The sequence below is a fragment of the Microbacterium karelineae genome (assembly GCF_009745985.1).
In the GTDB taxonomy this organism is placed as follows: Bacteria; Actinomycetota; Actinomycetes; order Actinomycetales; family Microbacteriaceae; genus Microbacterium; species Microbacterium karelineae.
The window spans coordinates 329,441-352,933 of sequence record NZ_WFIX01000175.1 but is presented as its reverse complement, the minus strand read 5'-3'; the positions used below and the strand labels follow the sequence as shown (position 1 = coordinate 352,933).

General features: G+C 70.9%; 22 protein-coding genes. 2 read left to right on the top strand and 20 right to left on the bottom strand.

Annotated features, from left to right (window positions below; genetic code table 11):
* Window positions 1-14: 14 nt before the first annotated feature.
* The 4 genes from gatB to GB932_RS05065 are packed head-to-tail and all read right to left on the bottom strand — an operon-like array spanning window position 15 to window position 3,567.
* Window positions 15-1,523: an Asp-tRNA(Asn)/Glu-tRNA(Gln) amidotransferase subunit GatB gene (gene gatB / locus GB932_RS05080; RefSeq protein ID WP_156759603.1), complete on the bottom strand. Its 1,509-nt coding sequence runs from the start codon at window positions 1,521-1,523 to the stop codon at window positions 15-17.
* Window positions 1,523-3,037, bottom strand: coding sequence for an Asp-tRNA(Asn)/Glu-tRNA(Gln) amidotransferase subunit GatA (gene gatA, locus GB932_RS05075; protein WP_156759602.1), 1,515 nt, complete (start codon window positions 3,035-3,037; stop codon window positions 1,523-1,525). The genes gatB and gatA overlap by 1 nt, the downstream gene beginning before the upstream one ends.
* On the bottom strand, window positions 3,037-3,336 hold the full coding sequence (gatC, locus tag GB932_RS05070) for an Asp-tRNA(Asn)/Glu-tRNA(Gln) amidotransferase subunit GatC (RefSeq protein WP_156759601.1): 300 nt from the start codon (window positions 3,334-3,336) through the stop codon (window positions 3,037-3,039). The genes gatA and gatC overlap by 1 nt, the downstream gene beginning before the upstream one ends.
* A 27-nt stretch (window positions 3,337-3,363) precedes the next feature.
* Window positions 3,364-3,567, bottom strand: a complete 204-nt coding sequence (locus GB932_RS05065) for a hypothetical protein (RefSeq protein ID WP_156759600.1) — start codon at window positions 3,565-3,567, stop codon at window positions 3,364-3,366.
* 41 nt (window positions 3,568-3,608) lie between these two features.
* On the opposite strand from GB932_RS05065, the gene GB932_RS05060 reads away from it, so the two are divergent.
* Window positions 3,609-4,052 (top strand): MarR family winged helix-turn-helix transcriptional regulator, encoded by a 444-nt coding sequence (locus tag GB932_RS05060; RefSeq protein ID WP_156759599.1) that lies wholly within the window; start codon window positions 3,609-3,611, stop codon window positions 4,050-4,052.
* A 12-nt stretch (window positions 4,053-4,064) separates the two neighbouring features.
* Here GB932_RS05060 and GB932_RS05055 read toward each other — a convergent pair whose 3' ends face one another.
* The 7 genes from GB932_RS05055 to GB932_RS05025 all read right to left on the bottom strand — a co-directional run bounded on the left by GB932_RS05055 (window position 4,065) and on the right by GB932_RS05025 (window position 15,191).
* Window positions 4,065-5,768 carry a long-chain-fatty-acid--CoA ligase gene (locus tag GB932_RS05055; RefSeq protein ID WP_156759598.1) on the bottom strand — a complete coding sequence of 568 codons (1,704 nt, stop codon included), beginning with the start codon at window positions 5,766-5,768 and terminating at the stop codon, window positions 4,065-4,067.
* An 84-nt stretch (window positions 5,769-5,852) separates the two neighbouring features.
* Complete coding sequence (gene putP, locus GB932_RS05050) at window positions 5,853-7,382, bottom strand: sodium/proline symporter PutP (RefSeq protein WP_156759597.1); 1,530 nt, start codon at window positions 7,380-7,382, stop codon at window positions 5,853-5,855.
* Window positions 7,383-7,551: 169 nt separating this feature from the next.
* Window positions 7,552-9,948, bottom strand: coding sequence for an NAD-dependent DNA ligase LigA (gene ligA, locus GB932_RS05045; RefSeq protein ID WP_156759596.1), 2,397 nt, complete (start codon window positions 9,946-9,948; stop codon window positions 7,552-7,554).
* A 42-nt stretch (window positions 9,949-9,990) separates the two neighbouring features.
* Window positions 9,991-11,094 (bottom strand): tRNA 2-thiouridine(34) synthase MnmA, encoded by a 1,104-nt coding sequence (gene mnmA, locus GB932_RS05040; RefSeq protein WP_156759595.1) that lies wholly within the window; start codon window positions 11,092-11,094, stop codon window positions 9,991-9,993.
* Between the two features lie 18 nt (window positions 11,095-11,112).
* Window positions 11,113-12,285: a cysteine desulfurase family protein gene (locus tag GB932_RS05035; RefSeq protein ID WP_156759594.1), complete on the bottom strand. Its 1,173-nt coding sequence runs from the start codon at window positions 12,283-12,285 to the stop codon at window positions 11,113-11,115.
* A gap of 7 nt (window positions 12,286-12,292) precedes the next feature.
* On the bottom strand, window positions 12,293-13,246 hold the full coding sequence (locus GB932_RS05030) for a co-chaperone YbbN (protein ID WP_156759593.1): 954 nt from the start codon (window positions 13,244-13,246) through the stop codon (window positions 12,293-12,295).
* Window positions 13,247-13,283: 37 nt separating this feature from the next.
* Window positions 13,284-15,191: a DUF8094 domain-containing protein gene (locus GB932_RS05025; protein ID WP_156759592.1), complete on the bottom strand. Its 1,908-nt coding sequence runs from the start codon at window positions 15,189-15,191 to the stop codon at window positions 13,284-13,286.
* A 190-nt stretch (window positions 15,192-15,381) separates the two neighbouring features.
* Here GB932_RS05025 and GB932_RS05020 point away from each other — a divergent pair, with 190 nt between their 5' ends.
* Window positions 15,382-16,431: an AI-2E family transporter gene (locus GB932_RS05020; RefSeq protein WP_156759591.1), complete on the top strand. Its 1,050-nt coding sequence runs from the start codon at window positions 15,382-15,384 to the stop codon at window positions 16,429-16,431.
* 21 nt (window positions 16,432-16,452) lie between these two features.
* Here the strand turns inward: GB932_RS05020 and GB932_RS05015 are convergent, their stop codons facing one another.
* The 9 genes from GB932_RS05015 to rpsB form a co-directional block, all read right to left on the bottom strand.
* On the bottom strand, window positions 16,453-17,166 hold the full coding sequence (locus GB932_RS05015; RefSeq protein WP_156759590.1) for an alpha/beta hydrolase: 714 nt from the start codon (window positions 17,164-17,166) through the stop codon (window positions 16,453-16,455).
* Between the two features lie 13 nt (window positions 17,167-17,179).
* Window positions 17,180-17,473, bottom strand: coding sequence for an Rv1322 family protein (locus GB932_RS05010; protein WP_156759589.1), 294 nt, complete (start codon window positions 17,471-17,473; stop codon window positions 17,180-17,182).
* Window positions 17,474-17,479: 6 nt separating this feature from the next.
* Window positions 17,480-18,229, bottom strand: coding sequence for an aggregation-promoting factor C-terminal-like domain-containing protein (locus GB932_RS05005; protein WP_231916001.1), 750 nt, complete (start codon window positions 18,227-18,229; stop codon window positions 17,480-17,482).
* A gap of 100 nt (window positions 18,230-18,329) precedes the next feature.
* Window positions 18,330-18,899 carry a DivIVA domain-containing protein gene (locus tag GB932_RS05000; RefSeq protein WP_156759588.1) on the bottom strand — a complete coding sequence of 190 codons (570 nt, stop codon included), beginning with the start codon at window positions 18,897-18,899 and terminating at the stop codon, window positions 18,330-18,332.
* Window positions 18,896-19,918 carry a phosphatidate cytidylyltransferase gene (locus GB932_RS04995; RefSeq protein ID WP_156759587.1) on the bottom strand — a complete coding sequence of 341 codons (1,023 nt, stop codon included), beginning with the start codon at window positions 19,916-19,918 and terminating at the stop codon, window positions 18,896-18,898. Before GB932_RS04995 ends, GB932_RS05000 begins: the two co-directional genes overlap by 4 nt.
* A complete protein-coding gene (frr, locus tag GB932_RS04990) occupies window positions 19,918-20,472 on the bottom strand; it encodes a ribosome recycling factor (RefSeq protein WP_156759586.1) in 555 nt (184 codons plus the stop codon). The genes GB932_RS04995 and frr overlap by 1 nt, the downstream gene beginning before the upstream one ends.
* An 82-nt stretch (window positions 20,473-20,554) precedes the next feature.
* On the bottom strand, window positions 20,555-21,277 hold the full coding sequence (gene pyrH / locus GB932_RS04985) for a UMP kinase (protein ID WP_156759585.1): 723 nt from the start codon (window positions 21,275-21,277) through the stop codon (window positions 20,555-20,557).
* Window positions 21,278-21,447: 170 nt separating this feature from the next.
* Complete coding sequence (tsf, locus tag GB932_RS04980) at window positions 21,448-22,275, bottom strand: translation elongation factor Ts (RefSeq protein ID WP_156759584.1); 828 nt, start codon at window positions 22,273-22,275, stop codon at window positions 21,448-21,450.
* Window positions 22,276-22,394: 119 nt separating this feature from the next.
* Window positions 22,395-23,309, bottom strand: a complete 915-nt coding sequence (rpsB, locus tag GB932_RS04975) for a 30S ribosomal protein S2 (RefSeq protein WP_156759583.1) — start codon at window positions 23,307-23,309, stop codon at window positions 22,395-22,397.
* Window positions 23,310-23,493: the final 184 nt, after the last annotated feature.

The following is a 23,493-nucleotide window of genomic DNA, read 5'->3' as shown; positions in this document are numbered from 1 at the left end:
CGATGCCACGGAACCTAGGCCTGCGCACGCTCCAGGATCAGCTCCCGCACCCGCGCCGCGTCGGCCTGCCCCTTCATCGCCTTCATGACGGCGCCGATGACGGCTCCCGCGGCCTGCACCTTGCCGCCTCGGATCTTCTCGAGCACATCGGGCTGCGCCCGGAGCGCCTCGTCGATCGCGGCGATGAGGGCGCCGTCATCGCTCACGACGGCCAGCCCGCGTGCGTCGACGACCTCCCGCGGGGATCCCTCGCCTGCCGCGACGCCCTCGAGCACCTGGCGCGCGAGCTTGTCCGTGAGCGTGCCCTCGTCGATGAGCCTCTGCAGCTCGGCGACGTGGGCGGGGCTGACGATGCCGGTGGCCTCGCGGCCGGCGGCGTTCGCGACGCGCGTGAGCTCACCGGTCCACCACTTGCGGGCCGCGGCGGGCGATGCGCCCGCGGCGATCGTCGCCTCGACCTCGTCGACCAGCCCGCCGTTGGCGACGTCCTGGAACTCGAGATCCGTGAAGCCCCACTCGGCCTTGAGCCGACGGCGCTTCGCTGCGGGCGCCTCGGGCAGGCGCGCGCGCAGCTGCTCGATGAGCTCCTCGCTCGGCGCGACGGGCAGCAGGTCGGGCTCCGGGAAGTAGCGGTAGTCGTCGGCGTCCGACTTCGGGCGGCCGGGCGAGGTCTCTCCCGTGTCCTCGTGCCAGTGGCGCGTCTCCTGCGTGATCGTGCCTCCGTCCGCGAGGATCGCCGCCTGCCGGCGGATCTCGTAGCGGACAGCACGCTCGACCGAGCGCATCGAGTTGACGTTCTTCGTCTCGGTGCGCGTGCCGAGCGTCGAGGCCCCGCGCGGGCGCAGCGACACGTTCGCATCGCAGCGCACGTTGCCGCGCTCCATGCGCGCCTCGCTGATGCCGAGCGAGCGGGCGATGTCGCGGATCGTCAGCAGGTAGGCCTTCGCGAGCTCGGGCGCGCGCTCCTCGGCGCCGAAGATCGGCTTCGTGACGATCTCGACGAGGGGAACGCCCGCGCGGTTGTAGTCGACGAGCGACGACGAGGCGCCCTGGATGCGCCCGGCGGATCCGCCCTGGTGCTGGAGCTTGCCCGCGTCCTCCTCCATGTGCGCGCGCTCGATCGGCACCTCGACGAGCGTGCCGTCGGCGAGCTCGACCTCGACGGATCCTTCGAACGCGATCGGCTCGTCGTACTGGCTGATCTGGTAGTTCTTGCCGAGGTCCGGGTAGAAGTAGTTCTTCCGGGCGAAGCGGCTCGACGGCGCGATGGAGCAGCCGAGCGCGAGACCGAGGCTGATCGAGCTGAGCACGGCCTCGCGGTTGACGACCGGCATCGACCCGGGCAGGCCGAGGTCGACGGGCGCGATCAGCGTGTTCGGCGCGGCGGCGTGGAACTCCTCGTTCGCGGGGTTGCCCGCCGACGAGAACATCTTCGTCTTCGTGTTCAGCTCGACGTGCACCTCGAGCCCGATGACGGGCTCGAACAGCTCGAGCGCCTTGTCGAAGTCCATGAGCGCGGCCATCAGCGCGTCCCTCCTGTCAGCGCGGGTGCCCTGTCGAGCAGCGGCCCGCCCCAGTCGTCCTCGAGCAGCGCCTCGAGCGCCGCGCCGACGCGGTAGAGCCGCGCGTCCTCGCGCGCGGGGGCGAGGAACTGGATCCCGACGGGCAGACCGTCGTCGGATGCGAGGCCGGAGGGGATCGAGATCCCCGGCACGCCCGCGAGGTTCGCGGGGATCGTGGCCAGGTCGTTCGCGTACATGGCGAGCGGATCGTCGAGCTTCTCGCCCAGCCGGAACGCCGTGGTCGGCGCCGACGGCGACGCGATGACGTCGACGTCGGCGAATGCGTTCGCGAAGTCGCGCTGGATCAGCGTGCGCACCTTCTGCGCGCTGCCGTAGTAGGCGTCGTAGTAGCCGGCCGACAGTGCGTACGTGCCGAGGATGATTCGGCGCTTGACCTCGGGGCCGAAGCCGGCGTCGCGCGTCGCGGCCATGACGTCCTCGACCGTGCCGCCCGGCACGTCGACCCGCATGCCGAAGCGCACGGAGTCGAACTTCGCGAGATTGCTCGAGGCCTCGGCCGGAAGGATGAGGTAGTACGCCGCGATCGCGTACTCGAAGTGGGGGGCGCTGATCTCGACGATCTCGGCTCCCGCCTTCTCGAGCATCGCGATCGAGGCGCGGAACGAGTCGGCGACGCCGGGCTGGAAGCCGCTGTCCGGCAGCTCCTTCACGACGCCGACCTTCAGGCCCGTGAGCACCTCGCCGGTCGCGCCCTCGCGCGCGGCGGCCGCGAACGACGGCCACGCGCCTTCGAGGCTCGTCGCGTCGTGCGGGTCGTGTCCGCCGATGACGTCGTGCAGCAGACCGGCGTCGAGCACCGAGCGCGACACGGGGCCGATCTGGTCGAGGCTCGACGCGAGCGCGATCGCGCCATAGCGGCTCACCGCGCCATAGGTCGGCTTGATGCCGACGGTTCCCGTGACGTGGGCGGGCTGGCGGATGGATCCGCCGGTGTCGCTCCCCAGTGCGAGGGGCGCCTCGAACGCGGCGACGGCGGCGGCGGACCCGCCACCCGATCCGCCGGGGATGCGGTCGAGATCCCACGGGTTGCGCGTGGGGCCGTACGCGGAGTGCTCCGTCGACGAGCCCATCGCGAACTCGTCCATGTTGGTCTTGCCGAGGGGCACGAGGCCGGCGGCGCGCGCCCGCGCGACGACCGTCGCGTCGTATGGCGACATGTAGCCCTCGAGGATCTTCGATCCCGACGTCGACGGCATGTCGGTCGTGACGAGGACGTCCTTGACGGCGAGCGGGACACCGGCGAGCTCGGGCAGCTGCTCCCCCGCCCTGCGTGCGTCATCGATCCGCTGCGCCTGGTCGATCGCGTGATCCGACACGTGCAGGAACGCGTTCACGTCGCCGTCGACCTGCGCGATGCGGTCGAGGTGCGCCTGGGTCGCCTCGACGCTCGAGACCTCGCCGGAGGCGAGCTTCGCGGCGAGATCCGCCGCGGCCAGCCGGGTGAGGTCGGCCATCACTGCTCCTCCCCCAGGATCGCGGTGACGCGGAAGCGCCCATCGTCGGAATCCGGGGCATTCTGGAGCGCCTGCTCGGTCGTGAGCATGTCGCCGGGCTCGTCGGCCCGGAACACGTTCTCGAGAGGGATCGGGTGGCTCGTCGGCACGACGTCGTCGGTGGCCACCTCGCTCACCTTTGCGATGTTCTCGACGATGGCGTCGAGTTCGCCGGTGAGGCTGGTCACCTCCTCGTCGGACAGCTTGATCCGGGCGAGCACGCCGAGATGGCGCACGAGATCGGGGGTGATTTCAGACACCACGCCAGTCTACGCGTCCGGCGCGGGTCACTCGGGACAGCGCAGGCTCCCGTCGGGTGCCGCCACGTGCTCTTCCCTGCGCTTTCCGCAGTGCTCGCACTTCGGCGTCGGTGACGGCCCGTACGGGCCGACCTGTGCGGGGCCGGCGATGCGGATGAGGGTCTCGTTGGCCCACTCGTAGAAGCCGCCGGCCTCGCGGATCCGTTCGCGCAACTTCTTCGTGTGTGTCATAACCCTTAGTGTACTAATTTTTCGCGCGATAGGATCGCAGTGTGACGGATCCTCGCGACGACCTCCTGCTCCTCGACAATCAGCTGTGCTTCGCGCTCGTGACGGCCGCGCGCAACATCGTCTCGATCTACCGACCGATCCTCGAGCCGCTCGGCGTCACGCACCCGCAGTACCTCGTCATGCTCGCGCTGTGGGAGCGGTCGCCGCGATCGCTCACGGATCTCTCGGACGCGATCGCCCTCGAGCCCGCCACGACGTCCCCGCTCGTGAAGCGGCTCGAGACGCAGGGCCTCGTGCGGCGCGCACGGCGGCCGCACGACGAGCGTCACCTCGACATCACCCTCACCGACGAGGGCAGGGCCCTCCGGGAGAGAGCGCTTGACGTCCCCGGCGCGGTCATGGCCCGCACCGGGCTGGATCCGCACGAACTCGCCCGCATCCGCGACGCCCTGGCGCCGTTCGCGGGGAGCCAGTCGGTCGCATGACCTGCTCGGCAGTCACTCCGCCGTCGCGAGCAGCTGCTCCTTCACCTGTCGGCGCAGGACCTTGCCGATCATCGACTTCGGCAGCTCGTCGACGACGACGATGCGGCGCGGGGCCTTGTAGGGCGTGAGAATCCGCTTCGCGAACTCGCGCACCTCGTCCGCGTCGATATCGCTCCGCCCGTCGAGGACGACCGCAGCGACGACGTCCTCGCCGTTCTTCCCCGGCAGGCCGACGACGGCGGCGTCATCGATCGCGGGGTGCTGGCGCAGCGCGATCTCGACCTCGGTCGGCGCGACGTTGAACCCACCCGTGATGATGAGCTCCTTGATGCGATCGACGACCGTGAAGAACCCGTCGTCGTCCATCTCGACGATGTCGCCCGTGCGGAACCAGCCGTCCGAGAAGACGCGCTCCGTCTCCTCGGGGCGCCCGTAGTACCCGTCGAACACCTGCGGGCCGCGCACGAGCAGCTCGCCCGCCTCTCCGGGGGCGACGTCGGTCGACGGATCCTCGGGGTCGACCACGCGGCACTCGGTGCCGGGCAGCGGCAGCCCGATCGTGCCCGCCTTCCGGTCGTCCGAGACGGGGTTCACGATGAGCACAGGCGAGCACTCCGAGAGGCCGTAGCCCTCGACGAGCATGCCATTCGTCTCCTTCTCCCACGGCACGACGAGCGCGTCGTCGAGGGCCATGGCACCCGAGACGCCGATTCCGGTGCCCTCGAGCGGGACGCCCGTCTCCTGGGCGCGCGCGAGCAGGCGCGCGGCGATCGGCGGCACGAGCGGGAGGACCGTCGCGGGGCGCTTCTTCGTGACCTTGAGCACCATGTCGGGGTCGAACTTCGGGAACAGCACGAGGCGCGCCGCCTGGGACATCGCGAACGTCAGGCAGAGGGTGAGCCCGTACGCGTGGAACATCGGCAGCACGGCATAGACGACGGTGCCCTCGCCGCGGGCGACGTCGGGCGTCCACGCACGCGCCTGCGCCGCGTTCGCGAGCAGATTGCGGTGGGTCAGGGCGGCGCCCTTCGGGTCGCCCGTCGTCCCGCTCGTGTACTGGATGATGGCGATGTCGTCGGTGCCGGGGCCGGGAACCGAGGCGTCGAGCGGCGCGTAGCCGACGATCGCCTCCCAGCTGATCGCGCCGCGCACCCGCTCGGTGAGCTGGGCGCGCATCTCGCGCAGCTTCGGGATCGGCAGGCGCAGCGCGGCGCTCATGACCGGGGGCATTCCGCGGGTCACGTCGACCGACACGAGCGTCGAGACCGCGAGATCGCTCGGGAACTCCTGGAGCGTGGGGGCCACCTTGCTCCACACGATGGCGTGCTTCGCGCCGTGATCCTCGAACTGCTTGCGCAGCTCGCGCGGCGTGTAGAGCGGGTTGTGCTCGACGACGATCGCGCCGAGGCGCAGCACGGCGTAGAACGCGATGATGTGCTGGGAGCAGTTCGGCAGCACGAGCGCGACGGGGTCGCCCTTCCGGACGCCGTGCGCGTGCAGGCCCGCCGCCGCGCGCTCGATCGCCGCCGCGAGATCCGCATAGCTCGTGACGCGGCCGAAGAACTCCAGGGCCGGCGCGTCCGGATAGTCTGCGGCCGAGTCGGCGACGAGATCCATGAGGGATCCGCTCATCGGCGGGAGGTCGGCGGGGACGCCGGGGGCGTAGGAGCGGGTCCAGGGGCGCGGAGGATCGAACGCGTCAGTCACACACGCCATCGTATGCGCCACCGCGCGCTGTGCGTGCGGACGCGAAGCGCCCCGCCGAGCTGATGCTCGACGGGGCGCCTCGGACGGTGTCGGTCAGGCCGACTGACCGGCCTTCTTGACATCGGCGAGGATGATCGATCCGGTGTCCGTGAACTCCTTCTGGATCTCCTTGTCGTCGCTCGAATCGGCCTTGTGCGTGGCGATGCTGACCACGACGGCGAGCACGAGGTTGATCAGGAAGCCCGGGACGATCTCGTAGAGGTCGAAGAAGCCTCCCGTCAGAGCCTTGCCCCAGATCCACGCCGTCGCGGCACCCGCGATCATGCCCACGATCGCGCCCACGTTCGTGAGCTTGCGCCAGAACAGGGCGAGCAGGATGAGCGGGCCGAACGCGGCGCCGAAGCCCGCCCAGGCGAATCCGACGAGGTCGAGGACCGACGAGTCGGAGTCGAGCGCGATGAGGATCGCGATCACGGCGATGACGAGCACGGCCGCGCGGCCGAGCCAGACGAGCGCCGACTCCTTGACGTCCTTCTTCAGCACCAGGCGCGCCACGTCCTCGATGAGGGCCGACGACGACACGATGAGCTGGCTCGAGATCGTCGACATGATCGCCGCGAGCACGGCCGAGAGCACGAGGCCGGCGACGAGCGGGTGCATGAGGTTCTGCGCGAGGACCAGCACGACCGTCTCGGCGTCGGGCAGGTCGACGCCCTTGATGCTGAACCACGCGATGCCGATGAGGCCCGTGCACACGCCGCCGAGCAGCGAGAGGATCATCCAGCCCATGCCGATGCGGCGGGCGACCTTCGCGTCGCCCGGGGTCCGCAGCGCCATGAAGCGCACGATGATGTGCGGCTGGCCGAAGTAGCCGAGCCCCCACGCCAGCGACGAGATGATGCCGAGGAACGTCGCGGCGGACAGGCCGCCGCCGAACCAGTCGAGGTTGGCCGCGCCGACGGTCGTGATGCCCTCGGCGACCTGGCCGAGGTCGCCGATCGAGACGATCGCTAGGACGGGCACGATGAGCAGGGCGGCGAAGATCATGATGCCCTGCACGAAGTCGGTGTAGGTCGCGCCGAGGAAGCCGCCGAACAGCGTGTACAGCAGCGTGACGCCGCCGACGAGGAACATGCCGGTGAGGTAGTCGCCGTCGAACGCGCTCTCGAAGAACTTGCCGCCGGCGACCATGCCGCTCGACACATACAGCGTGAAGAACACGAGGATGACGACGCCCGCGACGATGCGCAGCACGTGGGACCTGTCGCGCGTGCGGTTCTCGAGGAAGCTGGGCACCGTGATCGAGTTCTTCGAGACCTCGGTGTAGGCGCGCAGGCGCGGCGCGACGAGCTTCCAGTTGAGATAGGCGCCGATCGTGAGCCCGATCGCGATCCAGGCCTCGATGAGGCCCGTCGCGTAGAGAGCGCCGGGCAGGCCCATGACGAGCCAGCCGGACATGTCCGAAGCGCCCGCGCTGAGCGCGGCGACAGCCGGCGGCAGGCTGCGGCCGCCGAGCATGTAGTCCTCGTGGCTCTTCGTCTTCAGCGTCGCATAGACGCCGATGCCGATCATGGCCGCGAAGTAGATGACCAGCGCGATGATGAAGAAAGTATGGTCTGACATCTTAGGGTGTGGTCCTCCGCCCGATCGGGCTGCGGGACGCCGTTCCGGCGCCCGCACCCCCGGCCGGCTTCCGCCGGCGACGAGCATGTGGTCTCGCCCACGGCATTCCCGCAGGCCTGGTTACGCTACACAGGTTCTTTCCAGGATCGCAAGCCGGGTGAGAGGAACGTTATGCGCTCGTGTCAGGCGCGTCGAGCGCGTCGGGACCCTCCGTGACGAGCAGGCGGAACTGCGCCGCGTCGAGGATCGGGATGCCGAGGTCCTCCGCCTTCGCCAGCTTCGATCCGGCGCCAGGGCCCGCCGCGACGAAATCGGTCTTCTTCGAGACATTCGACGCCGCCTTGCCGCCGGCCGCGATGATCGCCTCCTTCGCACCGTCGCGCGTGTAGCCGTCGAGCGATCCCGTCGCGACGACGGTGAGGCCATCGAGGGGGCCGCCCACCGTCTGTGCGGCGCCGGGACCGGGGTGGCCTTCGATGCGGAACGACACGCCCGCGCGCTGCCACCGCTCGACGATCTCGCGGTGCCAGTCGATCTCGAACCATTCCAGGAGCGACCGCGCGATGATCTCGCCGACGCCGTCGACCGCCGCGAGCTCGTCCACGCTCGCGGATCGGATCGCCTCGAGCGACCCGAAGTGCCGCGCGACGGCGCGCGCGGCGACGGGCCCCACGTGGCGGATGTTGAGCGATACGATCTGGCGCCACAGATCCTTCGACTTCGCCTTCTCGAGCTCCTCCAGGAGCATGAGGGCCTGGGCCGAGACGATGTGCGTCGCATCGCCGTCGAACGGCCCCTCGGGATCGAACGCCGGATCCGGGTCCTTGCCCGCGACCTTGCGCCGACGCCGGAAGGGAGCGCGCGGCTTGACCCTGCCTTCCTTGTCCTCGCGGGGCTGCCCCGTCTCGGGATCGCGCACGACGACGTCGATCGGGAACAGGTCCTCGAGTGTGAGGTCGAACAGCCCTGCCTCGGTGCGCAGCACGGGCGGCACCGTCTCTCCCGTCTCCGATGAAGGTGCCGGCTGCGTGAGGGCCGCGGCGGTGACCTCGCCGAGCGCCTCGACGTCGAGGCCGCCGCGCGACCCGATGTGCTCGACCCGGCCCCGCACCTGCGCCGGGCAGTCCTCGCCGTTGGGGCACCGCAGGTCGATGTCGCCCTCCTTCATGGCGCGCAGCGGCGTGCCGCATTCGGGGCACGCGCGCGGCATCTCGAAGGCGCGCTCGGATCCGTCGCGCTTCTCGACGACCGGGCCGAGGATCTCGGGGATCACGTCTCCCGCCTTGCGCAGCACGACGGTGTCGCCGATGAGCACCCCCTTCTGCACGACGACCTCCTGATTGTGCAGGGTCGCCTGGCGCACGACGCTGCCGGCGACGAGCTTCGGCTCCATGACCGCATAGGGCGTCGCGCGCCCCGTGCGGCCGACGCCGACGCGGATGTCGAGCAGGCGCGTCTGCACCTCCTCGGGCGGGTACTTGTACGCGATCGCCCAGCGCGGCGCGCGGCTCGTCGCGCCGAGCTCGTCGTGCAGAGCGAGCTCGTCGACCTTCACGACGATGCCGTCGAGCTCGTGCTCGACGGAGTGGCGATTCTCGCCGTAGCGCGCCACGAAGGCGAGCACCTCGTCGACCGTGTCGCAGACCGTCAGGTGCGGGCTCGTCGGCAGCCCCCACCCGGCCAGCAGGCCGTACACATCGCTCTGCGCCGCGACGGGCGGCGACGGCCAGGCGCCGATGCCGTGCACGTACAGGCGCAGCGATCCGATCCGCGCGCGCCCCGCCTCGAGGTCGAGCCCCTCCTTCTTGTCGAGCTGCTGGCGCAGCCCGCCGCTCGCCGCGTTGCGCGGGTTCGCGAAGGCCGGGAACCGGCGTTCGGCGGAGACGCGCTGGCGCTCGTCGTCGAATGGCTTCTTCGTCGCGCTGCGCACGCGTTCCCACCGCTCACGCGCCTCCGCGACCGCGCGCTCCCGCAGCGAGGCCTGCAGGGCGTTCAGCTCGTGGAACTGCTCGACCGGGATGAAGATCTCGCCCCGCACCTCGACGATCTCGGGGTGCCCCTCACCCGCGAGCCGCTCGGGGATCCCGGCGACGCGCAGCGCGTTCTCGGTGACGATCTCGCCGACGCGCCCGTCGCCGCGGGTCGCCGCGGACGTCAGCTCGCCGCGCTCGTAGCGGAGGCTGATCGCGAGGCCGTCGATCTTGAGCTCGGTCAGCCAGCGGATCGCCCGCCCCGCCGCGTCCGAGGTCTTGACGCACCACTCGCGCAGCTCGTCGGGAGAGAACACGTTGTCGAGGCTGAGCATGCGCTCGGCATGCTCGATCGTGTCGAGCCCCGTCTGTGCGGCCGCCCCGACCGTCTGCGTCGGCGAATCCTGCCCGCGCAGCACGGGGTGCGCGGCCTCGAGCCGCTCGAGGCGGTGCATCCACGCGTCGTAGGTCTCATCGTCGACCTCGGAGGCATCGGCGCCGTAGTACGCCTCGCGCGCGCGGTCGATGCGCGCGATGAGGTCGTCGGCCTCCGCACGAGCGGCGGCGAGGGAGAGGTCAGATGCGTCGGAATCCACGCGTCGATTCTAGTTTCGGACCCCTGACAAACGGTGGCCCCGTCACGCTGAGACGGGTGCGGCGCTCACGGCGCGGTCGATCGTGCACTGACCGAGTACGCGGGTCCCCACGTAGATCACGGCCGTCTGGCCTGTCGCCACGCCCGTCAGCGATTCGTCGGGCGTGACGATCAGCGCACCGTCCCTGACGACCGCCACGGCCGGCACCGGGTCCGCGTGCGCACGGATCTGCACCTCGCAGGCGAACTCCTCGTGCGCATCCCGGGGCGCGGCGCCGGCCCAGCTGAACCGCTCGCCCGAGATCTCCGCGACCGCGAGCGCCTCCTTCGGCCCGACGACGACCGTGTTCGAGACGGGCCGCACCTCGAGGACGAACCGCGGCTTGCCGTCGGGGGCCGGCGTGCCGAGGCGCAGGCCCCGACGCTGGCCGATCGTGAAGGCGTGCGCGCCGTCGTGCTCGCCGACGACCTCGCCCGAGCGATCGACGATCTCCCCCGGCTCGGCGCCGACCTTCTCGGCGAGGTAGCCGCGTGTGTCGCCGTCGGGGATGAAGCAGATGTCGTAGCTGTCGGGCTTCTTCGCGACCGAGAACCCGCGCTCGGCCGCCTCCGCGCGCACGAGGTCCTTCGACGGCGTCTCGCCGAGCGGGAACAGCGTGTGGGCGAGCTGCTCGGCCGTGAGGACGCCGAGCACATACGACTGGTCCTTCGCCTCCTCGCTCGACCGGTGCAGCTCGAGGCCGTCCGCGCCGTCGACGAGCGTCGCGTAGTGCCCTGTGCACACGCGGTCGAAGCCGAGCTCGAGCGCGCGCTCGAGGAGCGCGGCGAACTTGATCCGCTCGTTGCACCGCATGCAGGGGTTCGGGGTGCGGCCCGCGCGGTACTCGGCCACGAAGTCGTCGATGACGTCGTCGCGGAAGCGCTCCGAGAAGTCCCACACGTAGAAGGGGATGCCGAGCCGGTCGGCGACGCGTCGTGCGTCCATCGCGTCCTCCACCGTGCAGCACCCCCGGCTGCCCGTGCGCAGCGTGCCGCCGGCGCGCGACAGAGCGAGGTGCACACCGACGACATCGTGGCCTGCGTCGACGGCGCGCGCGGCCGCCACCGCCGAATCGACGCCGCCGGACATCGCCGCAAGAACTCGCATGGTGCGAGTGTATGACCCTCAGCTGGCCGCGGGATCCGCGCCAGGCGGCACGAGCCGCGCATACGCGTCGAGAATGGCGCGCGCGGCGACGTCGACGTCCTCCGCCGTCGTCGAGCGCCCCATCGTGAGCCGCAGCACCTGGCGCGGCGCGGCGCCCGAGATCCCCATCGCCTCCACGACGTGCGACGCCTCGGTCACGCCGGCCTGGCACGCGGATCCGGTCGAGGCCGATACCCCCGCCATGTCCAGGAGATACAGCACCGACTCGCCGGACGCGCCCGGCAGCAGCAGGTGCGTGTTCGCCTCGAGCCGGCGGTTCGGGTCTCCGAGCAGCCGGATCCGCGGATCCGCGCCCAGCGCGGCGATCAGGCGCGCGCGCAGGCCCGCGAGGCGCGCGCTCTCCGCGGCGCGCTCGCGCTGCGCGAGCTCGACGGCGACCGCGAGTGCGCTCGCGCCCGCGACGTCCTGCGTGCCGGCCCGCAGGCCGCGCTGCTGGCCGCCGCCGTGCAGGAGCGGAGAGAGCGCCGCCGTGCGCGCGACGACGAGCGCGCCCGTCCCGACCGGCGCGCCGACCTTGTGCCCGCTGACGCTCAGCGCGACCAGCCCGGCGCCGGGCGGCGCGTCGCCCCGCCAGGACCGGAACGAGACCGGCGTGTGTCCGAACGCGGCCACCGCATCGATGTGCAGGGGCACACCCGCGGCAGCGGATGCCGTGGCGAGGGCGTCGACGTCGTTGATCGTGCCGACCTCGTTGTTCGCCGCGAGCGCCGTCGCCCACGCGGCGCCCCCCGCGAGCTCGTCCGCGAAGCGGTCGGCGCGGATCCGCCCGAACCCGTCGAGCGGGACAGGGCGCACCTCGGCGCCCGCGGCCCGCAGCCATTCGGCCGCGTCCATCGTCGCGTGATGTTCGCCGTCCGGGAGCACCACGGCATCCGCGCCCTCGCGCCGCGCCCACCACAGCCCCTTGAGGGCGAGATTGATCGCCTCCGTGCCGCCGGATGTGAACACGACCTCCAGGCGATCGCAGTCGAGCACCGCCGCGACGCGCTCGCGCGCGTCCTCGAGGATCCGCCGCGCGCGCTGGCCGTCGGCGTGCACAGACGACGGGTTGCCCGTCGCCTGCGCCTCGATCCACGCCGCGCGCGCCTCGGGCCTCAGCGGGGTCGTCGCGGCGTGGTCGAGGTACGGCATCCGCGCGTCAGAACAGCAGGTTCGTCAGCCGCGTGCGCGCAGCGATCACGCGCGGATCCGCCTGGCCGACGAGACCGAAGAACTCGATGAGCCGATCCTTGATGCGCGTGCGCGGGTCACCGGTCTGGGCCGCGAACGCATCGAGGAGCCGATCGAACGCGTCGTCGACGTGGCCGCCGGCCATGTCGAGGTCGGCGACGGCGAGCTGCGCGTCGACGTCGGCCGGTGCATCGGCCGCCGCCTGGCGCGCCGCCTGCAGATCGGCGCCGTCGACGCGCCGCAGGAGGGTCACCTGGGCGAGTCCGGCCTGTGCGTCGCCGTCGCGCGGATTCTCCGCCAGCGCCTTCTCGTACGCCACGGCCGCCGCCGCGTAGTCACCGCGCTCGATCGCGTCGAACGCCTCCTGGTGCAGGGGCGGCAGCGTCGGCTCCGCGGGCTCGTCTGTCGGATCATCGCCACCGGTCGCGACCCTGCCCGTGACGCCGGCGTTCGCGGCGAGCTGGAGGACCTGATCGAAGAGGTCCTGCACCTGCTCCTCGGTGTATTCCTGGTCGGGCACCGGGACAGGCCGCTGGGAGATGACGCCGATCGTCATGGGCCAGCCGTTCTGCTGGAACATCTGCGTGACCTGCGGCGCGCGCGACGCGTCGACGCGGGCCAGCACGATGCGGCCACCGTAGGCGCGGGCCGCGCGCTCGAACACCTCGCCCTGGCTGACGGTCTGCGGCACCTGGTCGGCCCACAGCTGCACGACGACCGGGAACTGCGTCGAGAGCTCCATCACCCGGCCGAAGGTCTGATCGTCGACGTGCATCACGACCTCGGGCTCGCCGCCTGCCGGCGCGGGAGCGGCGCCCGCACCGCCCGACGGCGCGCCGGGACGCGGGGCCGGCGGCTGGTTGCGCAGGGAGGACAGGTCGACGGCACCGCGCAGGGCGGAACCGAGAGAGGCGTCAGACATCGATCACCTTTCGTGGTCGTCGGAGAATGTGCGGACTCTATTCTTCCTCTTCTTCGGGCTCGGGGAGCAGCTCCGAACCCGCGAGACCGTAGGAGAATCCGAGCACGCGGATCGGCTCGTCCGATGCCTTGGCGGGCACATAGAAGAACAGCTGGCTCTCGTAGCTCGTCGTGAGGCCCGTCGTCGTCTCGTCCTCGCCGACGAAGTGCTGGATCTCGGGCGCGTCGGGGATCTTGATCACGCCGTCCTCGTCCGTCGGTTCGAGCGTCTCGGAGTCGCCCATCGACACCGACACGATCGCGCCGCTGTCGAACGTCGCGAGCGCGACGGCGTCGGTGTCTCCCGCGCGCTGGTCGAAGGTGATCTCAGCGGTGCCCTCGGCCGTCTCGTTGAACGTGTCGCGCGTGGTCTTCCGCTTCTCGTCCAGGGCCGTCAGGAACGGATCCGTCTCGAGGTCGAACAGTTCGGCGAACTCGCTGTCCTCGCCGCCCCCGACGATGTCGGCATACGCCTCGGCCAGCTCGTCGGGCGCGATCTGCAGGAACGACGAGTCCGGCGGCACGAGCGCGGCGCCGAGCCAGGCGGGGGCGAGCTCAGGGAGCTCGGTGCTCGCGGCGATCGACCCCATGTACGAGACCTTGTAGGTCTCCCACGGGCTCGACTGCGTCGCCATCAGGACCGTCGGGGTCCCCGCATCGTCGCCGCCGTCCTCGGGGCTCACGACCATGAGGGCGGTGCGCGGCCATCCGTCGTTCGCCTGCGGGAGCAGCACGCTGACCTCGCCGTCGGGCAGTGCGGTCGGGATCGCGTAGTCCTCGACGTCCTTTCGGATGTCATAGGCCGTCGAGCGCATCTCGAGCGCGGCGCCCGTGAGGCGCTTCTCCGCCATCTCGGCGTCGTTGTTCTCATCGGCGTCGGACATCACCTGCGCCATGCCGGACACGATCCGTTGCGCCTGGGCGTCGGTCAGCGCAGGCGTCTCGGTGTCCGGTGCCTCGGTGGGCTCCGGCGTCGGCGTCGGGCTCGGCGCGAAGTCGGGCCAGGCCGATGGCGAGCAGCCCGCGAGCATCGCACCGCCGATCGCGACGGCAGGGATCACGAGGAGCGTGCGGCGTGCGCCTCGGCGCGTCGCCGCGCTCGTGCTCTTCGCGGCATCCTCCTGGTCGTCGCCCTTCGGTGCCTCGCCCGCCTCGTCGGCGGCGGCCTGCTCCTCGCCGGCATCCGTCTTCGCGGGAGCGGCGAGCTCCTTCCGCCCGGTCGACCCGGCGCGCCCACGCGCGGCCTTCGAACCCTTGCGGCGCGGGCCGCGGCGGCGACGGAGGTGCACGAATCCGGCGATCCAGAAGATCAGGCCGATCAGCAGCGCGAGACAGCCCAGCGCGATGAGCGGGCCGGCCCACGGCGTCGTCACGGTCGTCTGCCACGTGACGCTGATGTCGGACGGTGCGGGCTCGGTGCCGTCGGTCGCGATCAGCAGGCTCATGCCGTCGGGCAGGGAGAACGATTCCACGAGCTCGTCGTCGGCCGTCATCTGCTGGACCCAGACATCCGCGTCGCGGGGGTTCCACCACACGCGCTCGCCCGTGTCCGCATACTCGTTCGTCGGCTCGACGAGCGTGGTCTCGACGGGAGACTCCCCCTCAGCGGGATCCTCCCGCAGGACGGCGTGGTTGTAGGTCGTGTCGGAGAGCCACGCCTGCATGTCGGCGGTGCGGCCGTAGGAGGCGAAGATCTCCTCGTCCGTGCCGGTGATCCGCAGCTCCTGCTGCCCGGGGTGGGCGCGCAGCACCTCCGCATCGATCACGGTGTACCGCGACTCGGCGTCCGGCGCCTCGATCTGGCTCGTGATCGTGTCGGGGCCGCGCAGAACCGTCAGCTGCGCGACTCCCGCGCCGATGAGTCCCACGGCGGCCAGAAACGCGACGACCGCCCATACAAATCGCACGGATCAATTCTCCTCGTTCGGGTGTCGGCGGCGCCCAGCCGCCGACCTCGCAGATCTCCCAGACTAACGACGCCTCCTGGGAATCGGTGTCGTCCTGCTTCCCGCGCGCTGTCCGCGTCGCGAGGCCTGCGCCGGGTACTCTCGGCAGAGGTCACCCGCCCGCACCGCGTCCGTCTCCCGCAGGAGCTTCATGAAGATCCACAACCCGTTCCGCCTGGGCTTCATCGCCACGCTCGGCGTCGGTCTCGCGGTCGTCCTCCTGCAGAGCATCGAGAGCATGTCGACGGTGCTGCTCTACGTCGGCACGGCCCTGTTCCTCTCGCTCGGCCTCGATCCCGTGGTCTCGTGGCTCGAACGCCGCCGCCTGCCCCGCTGGGCCGCGGTCCTCATCGCGATCGTCGGCGTCCTCGCGATCTTCGCGGGGATCCTCCTCATCGTGGTCCCCGTCCTCATCGACCAGATCTCGCAGCTCGTGCGGCGCATCACCCTCACGCTGAACCGCTCGGCGTGGGACACCGACCTTGAGACGTGGATCAGCGCCACGTTCCCCAACCTCGACGTCCCCGTGCTGTTCGACGCCGTGAACGAGTGGCTGACCGCCAACATCTTCTCGATCAGCGAGAGCCTCGTCAACGTCACGGTCGGCGTCGCGAACGGACTCTTCGGCGCGCTCATCATCCTGATTCTCACGATCTACCTCACTGCGTCGACGCCGTCGCTCAAGAGCGCGATCTACCAGATCGTTCCCGCGACCAAGCGCGAGGGCTTCCAGCACATCGCCGAGCAGATCACCGACTCCGTCGGCTACTACGTCATGGGGCAGGTCACGCTCGCGGCGACCAACGGCCTGCTCAGCGCGATCTTCCTCTCGATCATCGATGCGCCGTTCGCGATGGTGCTGGCGGTCATCGCGTTCCTCGGCTCGATGATCCCGCTCGTCGGGACGATCACGGGATCCACGATCATCGTGCTCGTCTGCCTGCTGCCGAGCGTCGGCGACACCACGACGGCGCTCATCGCCGCGATCTACTACCTCGTCTACATGCAGATCGAGGCGTATGTCCTCTCACCGCGCATCATGAGCCGCGCAGTGTCGGTCCCGGGCGGGGTCGTCGTCGTCGCGGCCCTCGCGGGCGGTACGCTGCTCGGCCTGCTCGGCGCGCTCATCGCGATCCCCGTCGCCGCGAGCATCCTCATCGTCTACCGGCAGGTGCTCATCCCGCGCATGAACGAGCGCTGATCCGGCAGCGCCCGCGCCGCGTCAGGCGTCGGGCCACTCGGTGGGAAGCGGCGCGGCCTCGGGGCGGACGAGCGAGACGATCTCGTTCAGCACGCGCGTCGTCTGCTTCTCCCCCACCCACAGGTGCTTGCCGTCCTCCACCTCGATGAGGCAGGCGTTCGGCACGGAGGCGAAGCGCTCACGCGCCTCGGGCGGCCGCAGGAAGTCGTCGTGCTCGGGGATGAGCGCGACGAGGGGGCGCTCCTCGCCCGCCCACGCGGCGAGCTCCTCGGGTGTCGTGCGGTGCAGGGGCGGAGAGAGCAGGACCGCGCCGACGATCGGGTGCTCCCGCCCGTACTTCAGGGTCAGCTCGGTGCCGAACGACCATCCGACGAGCCACGGATCCGGCAGGCCGCGCTCCGCCACGAAGCGCATGGCCGCCTCGACGTCCGCGCGCTCGGCCACGCCGTCGCCGAACTCGCCCTCGCTCGTGCCGCGCGGCGACGTGGTGCCGCGGGTGTTGAAGCGCAGCACCGCGAGGTCCGCGAGGGCGGGAAGCCGCGCCGCGGCCTTGCGGATGATATGCGAGTCCATGAATCCGCCGTGCGTCGGCAACGGGTGCAGGGTCACGAGCGTCGCCACCGGGTCGCGCTCGAGCGGCAGAGCGAGCTCGCCGACGAGCGTCAGGCCGTCGGACGTGCGCAGCTCGATGTCCTCGCGCCGGGCGGGCAGCTGGGTCGCTCCGCGGATCTCCACACGGGCCTCCTCGTCAGTAGATGTTCCAGCAGTGGGAGTGCCAGTGGCGGCGGGCCTCGAGGTCGGCGCGGGCGCCGAGGACTCCGTCCTCGCGCCACGTCACGAGGTGCGCGGCGCCGGGTTCGACGGTGCGGCCGCACCCAGGGCAGGTGTACGGCTTGTCGGATCTGCCGGGCCCGACGGGTTGCACGGACCACTCGGCCCCGCGACGCACCTCCGTGCGCCGCCACCCCGAGAGCAGTCGGTCGAAGGACTCGCCCGCGGCGCGGCCATCAGGGCGCCGGCGCGACCGGCCCTTCCTCCCCACCCGGGGTCACCACCAGTGGTTGGACGTCCAGAACGCGTAGGCGTTCGCCCAGCTGCCGTAGCGGCCGATCGCGTATCCGGATCCCCAGCGCAGGTTGTCGACCGGGTCGTAGCCGTTTCCGGGCACTTTGCTGCACGGCAGCGCCTGGACGAGGCCGCAGGCGCCCGACGACGGATTCGTCGCGTTCGGGTTCCAGCCGCTCTCGTGGCTGACGATGTAGTCGACGTAGCCCCAATCGGACTCCGCGATGCCGGCCGCCGCCATCCAGTCGGCGGGCTCGCCCCCGCCGGCGTAGGGTGCGGGCGGCTGGTACGGCGCGGGGAGCGCCTGCTCGCCGCCGCCGTCGTCCGTCGGCGTCTCCGGGACACCGGCAGGGGCCGGCTCGGGCTCCGGTGTCGGCGTCGGGGTGGGCGTGCGCAGCTCGGCCTCGTACGAGACGGTCGAGAGCGCCGCGAGCGTCCCCCCCTTCTCCGAAGCGGCGAACAGCTGCGCCTCGTCGGCGGCCGACGCATAGGCCGACAGCGACGGGTCCTGGCTCGCCTGCGCGATCTGCGTCCCGACGACCGGGGCGATCGACGCGGCGAGGAAGCCCACCGCGGCGATGCCGCCGAACACGGCCGCCGTCATGCGCTTCGCGCTCCAGCCGGACGGAGCCGAGTGCGAGCGCCGACGGTCCGCGACCGCGACCGCCCGGTGGGAGCGCCGCGCCTCCGCGACGGCCGAGCGCTCGATGGCGCGTGCCTGGCGACGGGTCATGGGCCGGTTCTCGTTGTTCGCAGAAGTCACAGTGATCGAAAGTCTACCCGATTGTTACCTGAACGAGACATCTGATTCTGCGGGGAACGCCGGGCGGCCGTCAACGGACGGCGAGCACGACTCGGACGACCGCGTCGAGGACGGCGTCGACCTGCTCCTCGCGGTATCCGCCCCGCTGGGTGTGGAACGCCGCCGAGCGCAGCTGATCGGCCGTCACGGGGTCACCCTGTGAGAAGTAGCGCGCGACGCGCGCCGCGACGGCGTCGACCTCGGCCACCGAGTATCCCGCGTGGAACCAGCCGACCCGATCGAATCGACGACCCTGCGGCCTGGTCAGCCGCGCGAGGAGCTCCTGCGCCTCGGAGCGTGCGTCGGAGACCCATGCCTCGGCTCCCGCCTCGCGGATCCGCGCGTCGCGCTCGCGCTCGGCGAACGCGTCCTCGAGGCGCGCCAGCGCGGCGTCGACTCCGGCGACGTCGTACCCCCCGCGCTCGAGCGGGAAGGAGGCCGTGCGGATGGACTCGCTCGTCACCGCGTGAGTACCGGCCTGGAACGACGCCCGGGCCGCGGCGAGGAAGTCCTCCACCGCCGCGGGCTCATAGCCGCGCTGCCGGCCCTGTGCACGGGTGAACGGCGCGCCGGTCGCGGCGTTCGGGGTCTCGTCGCTCATGCGGCCCCCAGGGGAGACAGGAAGTGGAAGAGGGCGAGCGCCACGACGGCCGACGGCAGGATGCTGTCGAGACGATCGAGCACGCCGCCGTGGCCGGGCAGCCACGAGCTCATGTCCTTGATGCCGAGGTCGCGCTTGATCATCGACTCGCCGAGGTCGCCCATGGTCGCCGATCCGAGCAGCGCGAGCGCGATGATGATGCCCGTCCACCACGGGATCCCGAGAAGGAAGATGGCTGCGGCGATGCCGGCGATGTTCGAGACGACGGCCGCCCCCGCGAAGCCCTCCCAGGTCTTGCCGGGGCTGATGCGCGGCGCCATCTTGTGCCTGCCGAAGGAGAGGCCCGTGGCGTACGCTGCGGTGTCTGCCACGACGACCACCAGCAGGAACGCGATGATCCACATCTCGCCGCCGTCCTGACGGACCAGCACGAGCGCCGAGCTCGCGAGGAACGGCACGTAGAGCGGGATGAAGCACCCGACGATGATGTCGCTGAAGATCGACGCATACACCCGGCCATCGCGCGCCGACATCTGCACGAGCACGCGCCACACGATGATGACGGCGAGCGTCACGAACACCGCAGTCCAATGCACGGCGGTCGGGAACCAGAACGCCGCGCTGACGATGATGACGGCGCCGATGAGCTGCGGAACGAGGTCGATCCGGCGCCCGCGCGCCTGGAGCGCGCGCGTGAGCTCGAACACGCCGAGCGCGGCGATGCCGACGGCGAGGATCGCGAACGCCCACTTGACGAACAGGAGCGACGCGAGCACCGCCGCGGCGGCGAGCACCCCGACCCCGATGGCGGCGAAGAGGTCGCGTCCGGTGCGCTTCTTGATGCGCTCGTTCGTCGCGTCGAACTGATCGCGCGCGCGATCGACGCGGTGCTCGAAGTCGTCTCGCGCGCTGCTCAGGCGGTCGTGCAGCGACCCGGCCGTCGCGTCGTCGCCGTCGCGCGACGAATCGGCGGCAGGATCGTCCTGTCGCTGATCATCGTCGGGCGCTCCGGTCACCATCAGACCTCGAGCAGCTCGGCTTCCTTGTGTGTGAGCGCCTCGTCGATCTGGTCGACGTGCTTCTTCGTCAGCGCGTCGAGCTCCTTCTCGCCGCGCACGACGTCGTCCTCGCCGATCTCGTCCTTGAGCGCGCCGAGGTCGTCCTTCACCTGGCGGCGGATGCCGCGCACGCGCACGCGCGCGTCCTCGGCCTTGCCGCGCACGAGCTTGACGTACTCCTTGCGGCGCTCCTCGGTCAGCTCCGGCATCGACAGCCGTACGACGACGCCGTCGTTCGACGGGTTCGCGCCGAGGTTCGGCATGTTGCGGATGGCCTCTTCGATCGCGCTGAGGGCCGACTTGTCGTAGGGGGCGACGACGAGCGTGCGGGCCTCGGGGTTCGCGAGCGACGCGAGCTGCTGCAGCGGCGTCGGCGTGCCGTAGTAGTCGACGAGCACCTTCTGGAACATCTGGGGGTTGGCGCGCCCCGTGCGCACGGTGGCGAAGTCTTCCTTCGCGGCCTCGACAGCGCGATCCATGCGGCTCGTGGCCTCGGCGAGAACATCGGCGATCACGGGAACTCCATTCGTTGAGGGACTTACGAGATTCTATCGACGGGCGAACCCGCTCCCCGCGCGCGGGGAGCGGCGCGCCGCGTCAGCGCGTGACGCTCGTGCCGATCTGGTCGCCGCGGAGGGCGCGCGTGACGTTGCCGGCCGGCTCCATCCCGAAGACCCGCATGTTCATGCCGTTGTCCATGCAGAGGCTGAAGGCGGTCGAATCGACGACCTTGAGCCCCTTCACGAGGGCGTCGCCGTAGGTGACGTGGTCGAGCTTGGTCGCGTTCGCGTCGAGGCGCGGGTCGGCGGTGTAGACGCCGTCGACGCCGTTCTTCGCGACGAGCACCTCCTGCGCGCGGATCTCGAGCGCGCGCTGCGCCGCGACGGTGTCGGTGGAGAAGTAGGGCAGCCCGGCGCCCGCGCCGAAGATCACAACGCGCCCCTTCTCGAGGTGGCGCTCTGCGCGGCGCGGGATGTACGGTTCGGCGACCTGGCGCATCTCGATCGCCGACTGCACGCGGGTCTCGGTGCCGGCCTGCTCGAGGAAGTCCTGCAGAGCGAGGGCGTTCATGACGGTGCCGAGCATGCCCATGTAGTCGGCGCGCGAGCGCTCCATGCCGCTCTTCGAGAGCTCCGCGCCGCGGAAGAAGTTGCCGCCGCCGACGACGACCGCGACCTGCACCTCCTGTGCGGCCTCCGCGATTTCACGCGCGATCGTTCCGACGACATCGGGGGCGACGCCGATCTGGCCGCCGCCGAAGGCCTCTCCCGAGAGCTTGAGCAGAACACGGCGGCTGGGTGCGGGGGCGTCGCTGGTCACGATGACTTCTTTCTCTCGGGCCCTGTCTCGGGCTGTCTGCAGCGTCCCCCACGCTAGCGCAGAGGGTCCGTCGGCTGGCTGTGCGGACGCCCTGGGGGCGTCGTCGGAGACGCCGAGGGGCCCGGGCCGCTCTCGCGGATCCCGGGCCCCTCGTCGTCAGGCGCTTCGCGTCAGGCGCCGACCTTGAAGCGCGCGAAGCCGGAGATCGAGATCCCCGCGGCGTCGGCGACCTTCTGGATCGACAGCTTGTTGTCCTTCGCGTACGGCTGGTCGAGCAGGACGACCTGCTTGAAGAACGCGTTCACGCGGCCCTCGACGATCTTCGGGAGAGCGGCCTCGGGCTTGCCCTCGTTGCGGGAGATCTCCGTGACGATCTCGCGCTCCTTCTCGACGACGTCGCTCGGGACCTCGTCGCGCGTGAGGTACTGAGGTGCGGCGAACGAGATGTGCTGCGCGATCGAGCGCGCGGTCTCGGCGTCGTCACCCGAGTAGGCGACGACGACGCCGACCTGCGGCGGGAGGTCCTTGCTCGTCTTGTGGAGGTAGATCTGGAACGCGTCGGCCTTCAGCGTCGACGCGCCGCGCAGCTCGATCTTCTCGCCGAGGACTGCGGCCTCGTCGGCGATCGTCTGCTCGACGGTCCTGCCGTTCGCGTCGGCCTGGAGTGCGGCATCGACGCCGTCGGCGCCCGCGGCCGCGACAGCCTCGAGGACGGTGTCGGCGAGGGCGATGAACTTGTCGTTCTTCGCGACGAAGTCGGTCTCGCAGGCGAGCTCGACGAGCGTCGCGGATCCGTCGCGCGTCGTGCCGGCGACGAGGCCCTCGGTCGCGGCGCGGTCGGCGCGCTTCGCGTTGCCCTTCGCGCCCTTGAGGCGAAGGATCTCGATGGCCTTCTCGAGGTCGCCCTCGGCCTCCTCGAGCGCCTTCTTCGTGTCGACCATGCCCGTGCCGAGCTGCTCACGCAGCGTCTTGATGTCGGCGATGCTGACGTTTGCCATGAGTGGCTTCCCCTTGGTGTCGGTGGTGTACCGGAGGTGTGATTCGTGATTCAGATGTGCGGCGCGTGTGGCGCCGAGAACGAGGGCGGGTGCCGAGTCGGCACCCGCCCTCGCGACGGTCACTCGGCTGCGGGAGCCTCGGCCGGCTTCTCGTCGGCCGGTGCCTCCTCGGCGACCGGAGCCTCCTCGGCGACCGGAGCCTCCTCGGCGGGAGCCTCCTCAGCCGCGGGGGCCTCGTCGGCTGCCTGCTCGGCGGCGGGGGCGTCGCCCTCTTCGCCGCCCTGGGCGAGAAGCTCGCGCTCCCACTCGGCGAGCGGCTCGGCGTCGGCGTCGCCCTCGGGGTTGTGCTTCTGCTGCAGGCCCTCGGCCGCGGCGTCGGCGATGATGCGCGTGAGCAGCGCGACGGAGCGGATCGCGTCGTCGTTGCCGGGGATCGGGTACGCGAGGTCGTCGGGGTCGACGTTGGTGTCGAGGATTCCGATGACGGGGATGCCCAGCTTGCGGGCCTCGTCGATCGCGAGGTGCTCGCGCTTGGCGTCGACCACCCAGAGGGCGGACGGCGTCTTCGTGAGGTTGCGGATGCCGCCCAGCGACTTGTGCAGCTTGTTCAGCTCGCGCTTCTTGAGCAGGAGCTCCTTCTTCGTGAAGCCCGAGCCGGCGGGGTCGTCGAAGTCGAGCTCCTCGAGCTCCTTCATGCGCGCGAGGCGCTTCGACACCGTCTGGAAGTTCGTGAGGAGGCCACCGAGCCAGCGCTCGTTCACGTAGGGCTGACCGACGCGCGTCGCCTGCTCGGCGAGCACCTCCTGGGCCTGCTTCTTCGTGCCGACGAAGAGGATCGTGCCGCCGTGGGCGACCGTCTCCTTGACGAAGTCGTAGGCGCTGTCGATGTACCCCAGCGACTGCTGGAGGTCGATGATGTGGATGCCGCTGCGCTCCGTGAGGATGAAGCGCTTGACCTTCGGGTTCCACCGACGGGTCTGGTGTCCGAAGTGAACGCCGCTGTCGAGCAGCTGGCGGATGGTGACGACGGCCATGTGCCGTTCTCCTTGTGTCGGGGCGCGCGAGCGCGCCGTCTGCGGTTGAGATGCCAGCGATGCGCTGGCGAGCCTGGTGCCCGACGCACTCCCACCCTCGCGAGGAGGGACCGGAGGGAGCGCAGACACGACGTGAGTCGCTGAGGCACGCGAAGTCATCCCGGAGGCCGGGATGCGGGTTCCA